The following is a 13,214-nucleotide window of genomic DNA, read 5'->3' on the forward strand; positions in this document are numbered from 1 at the left end:
AAAAACATAAATTACTTATCAATGAATGCCACGCAGTTTTCCAAATGTGTTTTTAGGATGCGCAGGGATTTTTGTTTGATTTTAGAGACAGCCTGCTGGGACACGTTCATCGTCTGGGCTGTCTCCGCCGTTGTCGATCCTTCAACAAACAAAGCGTATAACACCGCTTGCTCCTTCTCAGGACGCTGTTGAATAATTTCATAAAGCTCCGGATTTTCAATATGTGCGGAAAGTTTGACGGAAAAGCTCCGGGCCTGATCTGCAAAAGAAACAGCAGGAAGGAGCGTCTGAGATGTTTCTTCCCCTGTATCAACAGCAAGTGGAAACCGGTCCCGTTGCTTTCTTTCCCGCTTGTCATAGTGAACCGCTGCCCAGTAAATTGTTTTTTGCATGAAGACCCGCTTTTTCACATCGAGAAAAAAGGTGCGGAAGGCCTCGTCGAGCTTGTCTGTATACCCGTGTTCCCAGAAGTATTGATGTTCGGAGATGTCTAAAAATTGCTGAATGAGCTTTTGCTGATGAAAGGTCGCGGTCAATATGAATTCCTCCTTGTATGTTATATGTATAAAAGGCATCTTCTGTTAAAAATGACAACCTTTATACGAACATAAGTTCGCTTTATAATGATGAGTAAAAATCTTACATAAGGGAATGATGTTGAAGAGTGGAAAATTGAACCTGGAGGAATGAAAATGGGAAACAAAGTATTTATCAGTCCGAGTAAATATGTGCAGGGAGTCGACGTTGTGGATGAGGTAGGCGCCTATGTTAAAGAAATGGGCAGTAAAGCAATTGTGATTGCAGACGAATTTGTATGGGACCTGGCCGGCAACAGAGTAGTCGACAGCCTTAAGCAGCAGAGTATAGAAGCCGTAAACATTACCTTTAACGGGGAAGCCTCCACCGGGGAAATTAACCGGATTACCGAAGAAGCCCAATCGGCTGGAGCAGAAATGATTGTGGCTGTAGGAGGCGGCAAGACGCTCGATACAGCAAAAGGGGTCCGCGACCAGATTCCTGATGCCTACTGCGTCATCGTTCCGACGACGGCTTCCACAGACGCCCCGACGAGCGCCCTTTCCGTTATCTATTCGGACGAGGGTGTGTTCGAATCGTACCGCTTTTACTCGAAAAATCCAGATTTAATCGTCATGGATTCCAAAATCATCGCCGGCGCCCCGCCCCGTTTTCTCGCGTCCGGGATAGCAGATGCGATGGCTACATGGGTGGAAGCGCGCATGGCTATTCAGGCGAACGCCAACGCAATGTCCGGCGGACTTTCTACGATTGCCGGCGCAGCAATTGCGGAAAAATGTGAAGAAACGCTGTTTCAGTATGGACTCCTCGCCTATGAATCCAACAAAAGACAGATTGTCACCCACGCCCTTGAGCAGATTGTGGAAGCAAATACGCTTTTGAGCGGTCTTGGATTTGAAAGCGGCGGCCTTGCACTTGCTCATGCTATTCATAACGGATTTACCGTTCTCGACGGGGACGTGCATCACATGACGCACGGGGAAAAAGTAGCCTTTGGCACCTTGAGCCAGCTGACACTTGAGAACCGCTCGAAAGAGGAATTCGAAAAGTACGTGGATCTGTATTACCGCCTGGAGCTGCCGATCACTCTGGATGATCTTCATCTTGGAGACGCGTCGGAGGAAGAATTGATGAAGGTGGCGGAAGCGGCCTTAACTGAAGGAGAAAGCAGTCATAATATGCCGTTTGCGCTGACTCCTTATGACGTGGTAAGCGCCATGCAGGCAGCTGATCAGTACTCGAAAGCGTATAAAAAAGAACACGGCCTGAAATAAATTTATCTGCACGTTCATGAAGCCGCTGGGTTATACGACCGGCGGCTTTTTGTGTTATCTTTTCGAAGAAAGACAGGTTTACGCTCCACGTGAAATCTCGGCCGGAGGGTGATATAGTATCGAAGGAGAGGAGGCCGGTGCATGAAGATCCTGCGTGTACTGAACAATAATGCGGTAGTCGTCCATCACGGAGACCGTGAGAAGATCGTTTTTGGTGCGGGAATTGGGTTTCAAAAAGGTAAAAACGATCCCGTTAACCAGAAGAAAATAGAAAAGATATTCAGCATGGAAGAAGAAACGCCAAAATTTGAGCAGCTTTTGAAGACTCTTCCGATTGAAGTTATTGAAGTCGGGGAAGAAATTATCAGCTACGCGGAGGGCGAAATGCATCTGCCCCTCAGCGATCACATTCATATTTCGATCATTGATCACCTGGCGTTTGCGCTCGAACGTATTAAGCAGGGGTTTAAAATAGAAAATAAGCTGCTTCATGAAATTAAGGCGCTTTACCAGGAGGAGTACAGCATCGGCGTTTGGGCCATTCAGAAGATCAAAAAAGATCTGGGCGTCGAGCTGCCGGAGGACGAGGCAGGCCATATTGCACTGCATCTGCATACGGCGAAGCTGCAGACCGGATCAATGGAGGAGACGATGCACAGAACCTCATTGATCCAGGAGCTGATTCAAATTGTGGAAGACCGTGCCGGGCTCGAGCTTGCGGACCGCGGTATGTCATATCACCGGCTCGTCGTTCATTTAAATTTCGCCCTTTCGAGAGCAGAGGACGGAAAAGTGTTTGATGACATGGACCCCGAGATGCTCGAGCTGATTCAGACGAAATATGAGAAGGCCTATACTGTCGCGTACGAGCTGGCCGATTACGTTAAACAGGAGGCAGGTCTTCCATTTCCCCTGCCGGAAATCGGCTATATTGCGCTTCATATTCAACGCATTTTATCGAATCAGTCGATTTCATAAATTTGAAAAGAAAGCGTTGACATAAATCTTTTCATTTTGTATACTTTTCGTACATTACACATATCGGGAGTTGTTACTGCTTCGAGCAGGCAAGACCCAAAATGAGGACAGGAAACGTGTATCCTAGGCACACGTTTACCCTTCTCGTTTTGGGTCTTTTTTATGTTTAAAAACAGCTTCCGTTACTTTAGGGGAGGGAATGTCCGAATGGATCATAAACAAATAGCAAAAGAACTTGTACCGCTCCTTGGCGGAAAAGATAATGTTATAAGCGCCAGCCACTGCGCTACAAGGCTCCGGCTGGTCATCGACGATGAAAGCAAAATCGATAAGCAGGAAATTGAAGACCTGGAAGGCGTAAAGGGAGCTTTTTCAAGCTCCGGACAGTTTCAGATTATTTTTGGCACAGGCACGGTTAATAAGGTGTTTCAGCCATTTGCAGAGGAAATTGGTCTCGATGACGAATCCGCAGAGCATAAACAAAAACAAATGGATCATAATGAAGCTGTAAAAAAGAAAATGAATCCGGTATCACGATTTGCGAAGGTGCTTTCCAATATTTTCGTGCCGATTATTCCGGCTATTGTAGCCGCCGGTATGCTGATGGGTCTTTTGAATTTGATGAACCGCTTCGGCTGGGCGGACGGCGACAGCTCGTTATACATTCTGCTTGATATGTTCTCCTCGGCCGCCTTTATTATTCTCCCGATTTTAATTGGCTACAGTGCGGCACGTGAATTCGGCGGTAATACGTACTTAGGGGCTGTTGTCGGCGGGATTATGACCCACCCGACGCTTTTGAACCCGTGGGGGCTGCAGGAAGGCGGCGTTGAACCGGAAATGCTCAATTTCGCCGGCATGAATATCGAACTGCTCGGCTATCAGGGTACGGTTATTCCGGTGCTGCTGACTGTGTATGTCATGTGCTGGCTCGAAAAGCTGTTCCGTAAATTTGTACCTAATATGGTGGATTTGCTCGTAACTCCATTTTTAACGATCATGACGACAGGATTTGTAGCACTAATGGTCGTCGGCCCGCTAGGCCGTCTGCTCGGAGAAGGCGTAACTACGTCGTTGTCATTTTTGTATGATTCGGGTGCCGGTTTTGCCGGACTCGTGTTTGGCGGCCTGTATTCGTTGATTGTTTTAACCGGTGTGCACCACAGCTTTCACGCGATCGAGGCAGAAATTCTCGGCCAGATCGGCTTCAACTACCTGCTCCCTATATGGGCGATGGCTAACGTAGCTCAGGGCGGAGCCGGGCTTGCCGTATGGGTGAAAACGAAGAGCAAAAAAATGAAAGAAATCGCTGGTCCGTCAGCATTCGCTGCCTTTCTTGGCATCACGGAGCCAGTCATTTTCGGGGTAAACCTCCGCTACCGCCGGCCATTTATCGGGGCTGCAATTGGCGGCGCTCTTGGCGGTGCGTACGTGACAATTACAAATGTCACAGCAAATGGCATTGGGGTGACCGGCCTGCCGATGTTTGCGATTGCAAACGATCCGGTTAACTACGCAATCGGTTTACTGGTCGCTGTTGGCGGCGCATTTACTGCGGCATGGCTGCTCGGCTGGCAGGAAGAAGAACAGCAGCCGAAGAAAGAAAAAACAAACACAGAAAAAGACAGTGAGGAAAAAGCTGTATAAGGAGGAAGCAATGAAAGAGGAGCAGGCGCTTCGAAAGGAAGCAGAACAAATAGTACAAACAGTTGAAGCGGCAGGCCCCTTTCGACAGCAGTTTCACCTGATGCCTCCAGCAGGATTAATGAATGATCCGAACGGTCTTGTGCAGTGGCAGGGAGTGTACCATGTGTTTTACCAGTGGATGCCGTTTCAAACTGGTCACGGCAGCAAATGGTGGGGGCATGCGGCGACGCGGGACTGGGTCCATTGGGAGCTTCTGCCCCCGGCACTTGCACCAGTGCACGATTTTGAGAAAAACGGCTGCTATTCCGGCAGTGCGGTAGCGCATGAGGGCCTTCTATACTTGTTTTATACAGGAAATGTCAAAGACGAACACGGGAACCGGACGAGTTATCAGTGTGTTGCAGTCTCAAGTGACGGAGTGGAGTTTGAAAAGCACGGCCCGGTGATTTATCAGCCGGAAGGGTACACTGCTCACGTCCGTGATCCAAAAGTATGGTTTGAGGCGGATTTTTGGTGGCTCGTGGTCGGTGCCCAGCGCCACGATCTGGAAGGACAGATACTGCTGTACCGTTCGGCGGACCTGTGGGAGTGGGAATATTTAGGACCACTTGCCGGAAAAGGAGTTACGTTGGATGCCTCCTTTGGCTACATGTGGGAATGCCCGGACTTTTTTGAACTGGACGACTCGCGGGTACTGCTCATCTCTCCGCAGGGGCTTGAAGCAGAAGCGTATCAGTTTCAGAACCAGTATCAGACCGGTATTTTTGCCGGCGAATTCTCCCCGGAATCGGGCACGTTTTCCCATGGCGGGTTTCGTGAAATTGACCTCGGTTTTGAATTTTACGCCCCGCAGACGTTTCTGGATGAACGGGGCCGGCGTCTGATGATTGGCTGGATGGGAGTGCCGGACCAGCAGGAACAGGCGCAGCCGACGATTGCTAACGGCTGGGTTCACTGTCTGACGGTCCCCCGGGAGCTGACAATGAAAAACGGGCACCTGTACCAGCAGCCAATTAAAGAGTACCGGCAGCTGCGGGAAGAGCACGCATCCGCGGTCGTTGCTGTGAATAATGAGGCGGTAGTTTGGCAGTCATGGAATGCCGCAGTGGCAGAGGTTTACCTGGATGTGGAGGAGGAGAAAAGCTGGACTGTCTCCTGGCGCCGTTATTTTCATATTTCCTATGATGCCCGGGAGCAGACAATTACCTTTGAACGGCCGGACCTGGAGACGGGCGCCCCGGTCCGTCGTATGGGCCGGGTAAACAGTGTGCGTTCGATTCGCTGCCTGTTTGACCGTTCCTCTGCAGAAGTGTTTGTGAACGACGGGGAATATGTCTCGACCTCCCGCCTGTTCCCGGAGCAGGAAGAAGGGGAGCTCCAATTTTCAGCTGAAACACCTGCAGTCTTTCATGTCGATGCATGGGAGCTTCAGTCTCTGCAATGGGAATGATGAAACGTCCTGTGTTTGTAAGACGGAAAAAAGTGGAACAATAAGCGTAGAGAAACTTTGGAGACAGAAAGGAAGATTTTCATGCGCATATTGTTAGTCGGGGCTTCAGGTACGATCGGAAGTGCCGTATACGAACGCTTAAAAGACGAACACGACATTCTTTGTGCCGGGCGAAATGGCCGGGACGTGCAGGTGGATATTACGGACGAAGACAGCATCCGACAGATGTATGAGTCCACCGGCCGCGTGGATGCAGTCATTACGGCCTCAGGAAGCGCCGGCTTTGCCCCGCTCACTGAGCTGACTCCAGAAAAGAACCAGACAGCAATCAACAGTAAAATGAAGGGCCAGATCAACCTGGTGCTGCTCGGTATTCCATACGTGAACGACGGCGGCAGCTTCACGCTCACATCCGGCGTCATGATGGACGATCCGATTCCTCAGGGAACGTCCGCTGCGATGGCGAATGGTGCCGTAAAAGGCTTCGTCACATCTGCGGCTATTGAACTGCCGAGAGGCATCCGGATTAACAATATCAGTCCGAACCTGTTGAGCGAATCGGCAGAAAAGCTTGGCGGCTTTTTCCGCGGCTTTGATCCCGTGCCGGGAGATAAAGTTTCCCTTGCATATCAGAAAAGCGTTGAAGGCCAGCAGACCGGCCAGACGTACGAAGTCTACTAATAAAAAGCTCCGGAGCACAGACATTCATCTGTACTCCGGAGCTTTTTCAGGTGCGAAGCGCGTGGGCGGCGAGTGTGTTCAGGTAGTCCTTCATTGTCTGTTCGAGGCTTCGGTTATACAGAATCGCGGCCGGATGATAGATCGGAAAAATATTGTAATTTTTCTTCGTCCAAATGTACGAGTTGGCCTCTTCATCCCATTGCTGTACTGGAGACGTCTGAATTCTGCCGGTCACATCACCGAGTCTGGGGCTTTTTCCGAGCAGCCGCTGGTAGGCGATTTTGCCCATCGGCACAAGCCACTCGGGCTGTACCTGGGATATTTCATAATCCAGTACAGGCGCATGGGCCTGTATTTCTTTCTGGTTCGGGGTCCGGTTGTATTTCCGGCGCACCCCGGCCTTCGTTTGTCCCCATTTAAACGGACGGCTTCGCACGGCGCTTGTAACATAAATATCGTCCCGTTTAATGTTCAAGTCGTCGAGATACGAGTCGAAAATAACTCCTGCTCTTCCGCTGAAGGGGATGCCATTATGAATTTCGGTTTCGCCTGGAGCTTCCCCGACAAACATAATTGTGGCGTCTTTCGGACCGGCGCCCGGCAGAAATCCTTCACAGTCAAATGGTTCAATGCGTTCGTTGGCGAGCTGTACTAAAGAAGAAGGCAGCTGCATAGTTATCATCCTTTTTATGGTTTCTTTTGCCGCTAATAGGTTTGTACCCGAATTGGCGAGGAATAATGAGCGTAAGACCAATTTTGATGAGGGAGGCAGTAAAATGAAATCATCCGATCAATATTTTTTCCCTACGTACGAAGAAGCAAGAAGGGCTTTCCGGAAAAGAAGCGCAGACGTGGCAGCAGTATGGCCGGAGGCCTCGCTGACCCAGTACGCTGTCGGAGAGCCGGAAAACAATAACACGACCGATATTATTGCAGCGGACGCCAGATACCATTCCAGTACGCTGATTGTCGTCACCACCGGCGTGCACGGGATAGAAGGATACGCAGGGTCGGCGCTTCTGCAGCTGTTTATCGACGAGTGTTTGACCCAGCTGAATCCGAATACGACCGGCATACGTCTTGTGCATGCCGTGAACCCGTGGGGGATGAAAAACCGGCGGCGGGTGAGTGAAAACAACGTGGATCTGAACCGTAATTTTATGAAGGATTGGAACAATGTGCCTGCTTCACTGAACAAGCGATTTGAAAAAGAAAAGAAACATTTTGTGCCGGAAGGGCCGGTGAAAAGCTGGAAAAAACAGCGATGGAATCTATTAAGCTCTCTCGGGGCAAAGGTGTTTAAGCGAGGCGTATCCGGACTGGAAAAAGCAGCAACGATGGGACAGTACCAGTATCCAACCGGTATTTTTTACGGCGGAGCAGCTTATGAAGAGCCGGTGGAAAAGCTCCTGTCGCGTATGGATGAGTGGGTAAAGGAATACGAAACGGTCGTCCATATTGACATTCATACCGGGCTGGGGCCTTCCGAACAGCTGTGGCTGCAGGTGCCGCATTCAGACCCGCGCAAGGAAAAGCAGCTCCAGAAGCAGTTTGGGCATCCTGAGGTAAACTATGTGCAAAAAACGGATGTGCGGGAAATCAAAGGCGAGGATGCAGAATACGTGAAGGATGTCTACAGCCGAAGACATCCGGATAAGTATATTTTCTCCTGCCTGCTGGAGTTCGGCACAATCGGCAACCGGCTGCCGGATCAGATGAGAGCGCTCGATATTGTCGTGCACGAAAACCAGTACTACTGGTACGGGGCAAAAAAAGAAGCAGATGCCCGTGAACTGCAGAAGGAATTTCATCAGCTCTTCGACCCGCCCGAGGAAAGCTGGAGACAGGCAGTGCTGAAAAAGGGCAAAGCCGGTTTTAATCTCGTGCTTGAAAAAGAAGCGGGGGTGCAGCTTGTTAAAAAATAGCCGCCAGCTGCGACGAAAATCTAAAGTCCCGGTTGTTATTTAGGAAATAAGTATTGACCCCGTCTCCCGCCTGTGATAAAAATAGATATATAGAAAACGTTTACAAAAGAATATTCCCTTAAATTAGGATTGTTACTGATGAAGCAGGCAAAACCTAAACTCCGCGCCGTTCTGGTAGAATGGTGTGTGTGAGTTTAGGTTTTTTTATTGGACTATTCAGGCAAAGGGCGAGGAGATATGCAGATAAAAAAAGTCTTCAATAACAATGTAGTTCTGACGGAAAACCGCCACGGAAAAGAAATGGTAGTGATGGGGAAAGGTTTGGCGTTTCAGCGCAAAGCCGGGGAAACGGTCGATCAGGAGCAGGTGGAGAAAACGTTTGTGCTTGAAAATGAAAACGTCTCCGACCAGCTGGCTGAGCTTCTGGCAGATGTGCCCGAAACCTACCTGTCGATTGCAGAACAGATTATTTCCCTGGCTAAAGAGGATCTTGGTGTAAAGCTTGATGATTACTTATACGTGGCACTGACGGATCATTTAAGCTTTGCGATCCGCCGCTATGAACAGGGAATGTCGCTGCAGAATACACTCGCCTGGGAAATCAGGAAGTATTACCGTAAAGAATTTGCTGTCGCTTTAAAAGCACTGAACATTATTGAAGCAGAAACCGGCCACCGGCTTGATGAGCACGAAGCAGCTTCGATTACGCTGCATCTCGTGAACAGCCAAATGTCCGGTGAAGGCCTCGAAGAAGTTGTAGAAACTGTAGGCATCGTTAACGATATGCTGAGTATCGTGAAATACCACTTTCAAATGGAGCTTGATGAAGATACGCTGAATTATGAACGCTTTTTAACGCATCTGCGCTTTTTTGCCTGGCGTCTCGTCCGAAAGGAGCGGCTGCAGTATGATGCCGATGATGATTTTTTATATCAGCAGGTGAAAAAGCAGTACAAAGAAGCCTTTCTGTGCAGTGAAAAAATTAAAAAATACGTCGAAAACAAATATGATTGGAGCGTATCCAACGACGAACTGATTTATTTAACGGTTCACATTCACCGGGTCGCATCCCGGCATCAACTGAATAAAAACCACTCAGAGTAGGGTTGTTACTGATGAAGCAGGCAAAACCTAAGCTGAGCAGAGTGTGGAAGGGGATTTTTCCTTTCTGTCATCTGTTCAGTTTAGGTTTTTTCTTTGCCTAAAATACTAATAAAAAGGGGTGTAGACATGAAAAAAGATTATCAGGAGCTTGGCAGAAGTGTCGTCGCCGGCGTCGGCGGCGAAGAAAACGTACAGTCGCTCGTTCACTGTGCCACACGACTTCGATTCCGGTTGAAAGACAGAGGCCAGGCAGACAAGGAGCAGGTGGAGGCGCTTGAAGGAGTTATTCAGGTCGTGGAAAGCGGCGGTCAGTTTCAGGTCGTTATCGGTAATGAAGTATCCGACGTCTACAAAGCGATCGCGAAGGACACAAAGCTTGGCGACGATGATGCCAATGCAGGAGCTTCGGAGGACAAGGGAAATGAGGGTAATTTATTTAACCGGGCGATTGATATTATTTCCGCTATTTTCACTCCAATATTGGGAGCGCTTGCAGGAGCCGGTATTCTAAAAGGGCTGGTAGCGGTGCTGCTGGCCACGGGCGTATTAACGGAGACAAGCGGGACGTACCAGGTACTGAACGCTGCTTCGGACAGCTTGTTCTACTTCCTTCCGGTGCTTTTAGCCATCACGTCTGCCCGTAAATTCGGGGCAGATCCATACGTAGCAGTGCTGATCGCCGGAGCTCTTCTGTATCCGGATTTAATCGCATTTGGGGAAGAACAGGGTGGCAGCTTTGGATTTCTCGGGATTCCGGTGCTGATGGGTAACTACGCATCGTCGGTTATTCCCATTATTTTAGCTGTTTATGTGATGTCGAAGCTGCAGGCGGTACTGAACGGCTGGCTGCATTCAAGCATCCGGATGTTTTTCACGCCGCTTCTTATTCTAGTTATTATGGTTCCGTTAACATTGATTGTTTTCGGTCCGGTTGGTACGGTAATCAGCGGCTGGCTTGCTGATGGCTATACGTCGATTTATGACGCAAGTCCAATGATTGCCGGGGCGTTTATGGGTGTGTTCTGGCAGGTGTTTGTTATTTTTGGTCTGCACTGGGGATTCGTACCAATTGGAATCAACAACTTAAGCGTGTACGGGGAGGATACGTTTTCCGCTCTGCTTGCGCCGGCTGTGTTTGCACAGGCCGGAGCAGCGTTGGGTGTTTATTTAAAATCACGCCAGCGGAAAGTAAAAGCGATCGCCGGTCCGGCTGCAATTTCCGGATTGTTCGGTATTACCGAGCCTGCAATTTACGGGGTGACGCTTCGCTATAAACGTCCGTTTATTTTAGGCGCAGCTGCCGGTGGTGTCGGCGGTGCGATTGCAGGTATTGCTAATGCCTCTGCGCTTGCGGTAGCACTGCCAAGTCTGGCTGCCCTGCCGGTATACTTCGGGGAAGGATTTGGGCTGTTTGTGGTATCGATTATCGTCGCGTTTTCCCTCGGGGCTCTCCTCACTTACCTGTTTGGCTATAAGGATGAGCTTGAAGAGAAAGCACCGGACCAACCGGAAGAAACGACTACTGACGCCCAGACTGCGAAGGAGGTAGCGGCAACGTCAACCATATCGAAGGAAAACCAGGCAGTTGCGAGCCCGCTTAAGGGCGCTGTGATTCCGCTTGAAGAAGTAAATGATGCTGCGTTTTCCTCTGGAGCCATGGGGAAAGGCATCGCTGTGATTCCGATAGAAGGAAAGCTTTATGCTCCGGCAGACGGCGAAATGTCCACCGTCTTCCCGAGTAAGCACGCCTTCGGCCTTAAAATGAATTCAGGGGCGGAGCTGCTTATGCATATCGGGCTCGATACGGTACAATTGGATGGGCAATATTTCCAGGCGAACGTGCAGCAGGGTGATACGGTCACTAAGGGACAGCTGCTTGCAGAATTTGATATTAAAGCCATACGTGAAGCAGGCTATGATTTATCCACGCCGATTATTGTTACCAACACAAACGATTATTTAGATGTGATTGGAGACAATGACGGCAACGTTGAACCAGGCGATACAATGCTTTCAATTATTCAGTAAATAGAGAAGGAGTGGACACTATGACATTTAAACCATCATTTCCAGAAGGATTCCTATGGGGCGGAGCTATCTCCGCCAACCAGGCTGAAGGAGCCTATAATAGAGACGGGAAGGGGCTCTCCACCGCAGACATTATCGAACTGATTGAACCTGAAGACCGGACGTCCATGAAGCTGCCATATCCGAGCCGGGAGGAGATTGAACATGTGCTGAAAACCGAAGAAGACCGGGTCTTTCCGAAGCGGTTCGGCATCGATTTTTATGATACGTACAAGGAAGATATTGCCCTTTTAAAGGAACTCGGGTTTAAAACGTTCCGCATTTCGATCGGTTGGGCGCGCATTTTTCCGACCGGTACTGAAACAGAGCCGAACGAAGAGGGACTGGCGTTTTATGATAATGTGTTTGATGAAATGCACAAGCACGGCATAGAGCCGCTTGTTACCCTCTCCCACTATGAAATTCCACTGCATTTGGCGACCGAATACGGCGGCTTTTACGGAAGAGAAACAGTGGATCATTTTGCCCGCTACGCCGAAACCGTGTTTGAGCGCTACAAAGGAAAGGTGAAATACTGGATCACCTTTAACGAAATTAATTCATTGATGATGGCCCCGTACGTCGGCGGCGGGCTGATTCCGGACGTAGTCCCGGAAGGCCGGAAGCTTGAAGCGATCTACCAGACAGCTCACCATCAGCTTGTGGCGAACGCAAAGGCCATTGAAGCGTGCCGGAGAATCAGTCCGGATGCACGTATCGGCTGCATGGTAATCGGCATGATCAACTATCCGAACAGTCCGCACCCGGAGGACGTGCTCGCCGCCCACCAGGACATGCGCAATACGCTTTTCTTCACTGACGTCTTTACGAAGGGCGGCTATCCGGGCTATATGACACGGGTGTTTGCAGAAAACGACATCCAGCTGAAGACGGAGCCCGGAGATGAAGAGCTGCTGCGGGAAAACACGATCGATTTTCTGCCGTTCAGCTATTACATGTCAGCGGTATCCGCGCGTGAAGAAACGACGGGAGAAAAGGCAGGGGGCAACCTGCTGACCAAGCTGAAGAACCCGTATCTTGAAGCGTCGGACTGGGGCTGGCAGATTGACCCGGTCGGCCTTCGGACGCTGCTGAACCAGCTGTATGAGCGCTACGACACACCGATGTTTATCGTGGAAAACGGCCTGGGGGCCTACGACAAGATGGAAGAGGATGGATCGGTGCATGATCCGTACCGCATCGATTACCTAAAAAGCCACATCGAACAGATGAAAGAAGCGATTGGAGACGGGGTGGAGCTGATCGGCTACACCACCTGGGGGCCGATTGACCTTGTGAGCTTTTCCACGTCCGAAATGTCCAAGCGCTACGGCTTTGTTTACGTGGACCGGGACGATTACGGAAAGGGCTCCAACAAGCGCAGCAAAAAAGACAGCTTCTACTGGTACCAAAATGTGATTCAGACGAACGGGGAAGAGCTGTAAGAAAAATCATGCATTATTAATTTGGCTGAAGCCGGGGCGGGTGCTCCGGCTTCAGCTTTTGTCGCTGGCATTGGCATTTTCGTTTAAGTATGGGAGAGTAATGAAA

The 13,214-nt window shown here is 49.8% G+C and carries 11 protein-coding genes; 9 read left to right on the forward strand and 2 right to left on the reverse strand.

Annotation, left to right across the window (positions count from 1 at the left end):
- Positions 1 to 11: 11 nt before the first annotated feature.
- Positions 12 to 536, reverse strand: a complete 525-nt coding sequence (locus ACTRXI_RS03285) for a sigma-70 family RNA polymerase sigma factor (protein ID WP_474261063.1) — start codon at positions 534 to 536, stop codon at positions 12 to 14.
- A 156-nt stretch (positions 537 to 692) separates the two neighbouring features.
- On the opposite strand from ACTRXI_RS03285, the gene ACTRXI_RS03290 reads away from it, so the two are divergent.
- From ACTRXI_RS03290 to ACTRXI_RS03310, 5 genes are all read left to right on the forward strand, one after another.
- Complete coding sequence (locus ACTRXI_RS03290) at positions 693 to 1,811, forward strand: glycerol dehydrogenase (protein WP_474261064.1); 1,119 nt, start codon at positions 693 to 695, stop codon at positions 1,809 to 1,811.
- A gap of 141 nt (positions 1,812 to 1,952) precedes the next feature.
- Positions 1,953 to 2,789 carry a PRD domain-containing protein gene (locus tag ACTRXI_RS03295; RefSeq protein ID WP_474261065.1) on the forward strand — a complete coding sequence of 279 codons (837 nt, stop codon included), beginning with the start codon at positions 1,953 to 1,955 and terminating at the stop codon, positions 2,787 to 2,789.
- A gap of 207 nt (positions 2,790 to 2,996) precedes the next feature.
- Positions 2,997 to 4,436 (forward strand): sucrose-specific PTS transporter subunit IIBC, encoded by a 1,440-nt coding sequence (locus ACTRXI_RS03300; RefSeq protein ID WP_474261066.1) that lies wholly within the window; start codon positions 2,997 to 2,999, stop codon positions 4,434 to 4,436.
- Between the two features lie 10 nt (positions 4,437 to 4,446).
- Positions 4,447 to 5,886: a glycoside hydrolase family 32 protein gene (locus ACTRXI_RS03305; protein ID WP_474261067.1), complete on the forward strand. Its 1,440-nt coding sequence runs from the start codon at positions 4,447 to 4,449 to the stop codon at positions 5,884 to 5,886.
- 81 nt (positions 5,887 to 5,967) lie between these two features.
- Entirely contained in the window at positions 5,968 to 6,567 is a 600-nt protein-coding gene (locus ACTRXI_RS03310; protein WP_474261068.1) for a short chain dehydrogenase, read from the forward strand.
- Positions 6,568 to 6,613: 46 nt separating this feature from the next.
- Here ACTRXI_RS03310 and ACTRXI_RS03315 read toward each other — a convergent pair whose 3' ends face one another.
- Entirely contained in the window at positions 6,614 to 7,240 is a 627-nt protein-coding gene (locus ACTRXI_RS03315; RefSeq protein ID WP_474261069.1) for a uracil-DNA glycosylase, read from the reverse strand.
- A gap of 103 nt (positions 7,241 to 7,343) precedes the next feature.
- Here ACTRXI_RS03315 and ACTRXI_RS03320 point away from each other — a divergent pair, with 103 nt between their 5' ends.
- From ACTRXI_RS03320 to ACTRXI_RS03335, 4 genes are all read left to right on the forward strand, one after another.
- On the forward strand, positions 7,344 to 8,492 hold the full coding sequence (locus ACTRXI_RS03320) for a M14 family metallopeptidase (protein WP_474261070.1): 1,149 nt from the start codon (positions 7,344 to 7,346) through the stop codon (positions 8,490 to 8,492).
- A 237-nt stretch (positions 8,493 to 8,729) separates the two neighbouring features.
- Complete coding sequence (gene licT / locus ACTRXI_RS03325) at positions 8,730 to 9,596, forward strand: BglG family transcription antiterminator LicT (RefSeq protein WP_474261071.1); 867 nt, start codon at positions 8,730 to 8,732, stop codon at positions 9,594 to 9,596.
- A gap of 126 nt (positions 9,597 to 9,722) precedes the next feature.
- Complete coding sequence (locus tag ACTRXI_RS03330; protein WP_474261072.1) at positions 9,723 to 11,624, forward strand: beta-glucoside-specific PTS transporter subunit IIABC; 1,902 nt, start codon at positions 9,723 to 9,725, stop codon at positions 11,622 to 11,624.
- Positions 11,625 to 11,644: 20 nt separating this feature from the next.
- Positions 11,645 to 13,108 carry a glycoside hydrolase family 1 protein gene (locus tag ACTRXI_RS03335; RefSeq protein ID WP_474261073.1) on the forward strand — a complete coding sequence of 488 codons (1,464 nt, stop codon included), beginning with the start codon at positions 11,645 to 11,647 and terminating at the stop codon, positions 13,106 to 13,108.
- Positions 13,109 to 13,214: the final 106 nt, after the last annotated feature.

Source organism: Marinococcus sp. LNHM4E3-1 (assembly GCF_056034405.1).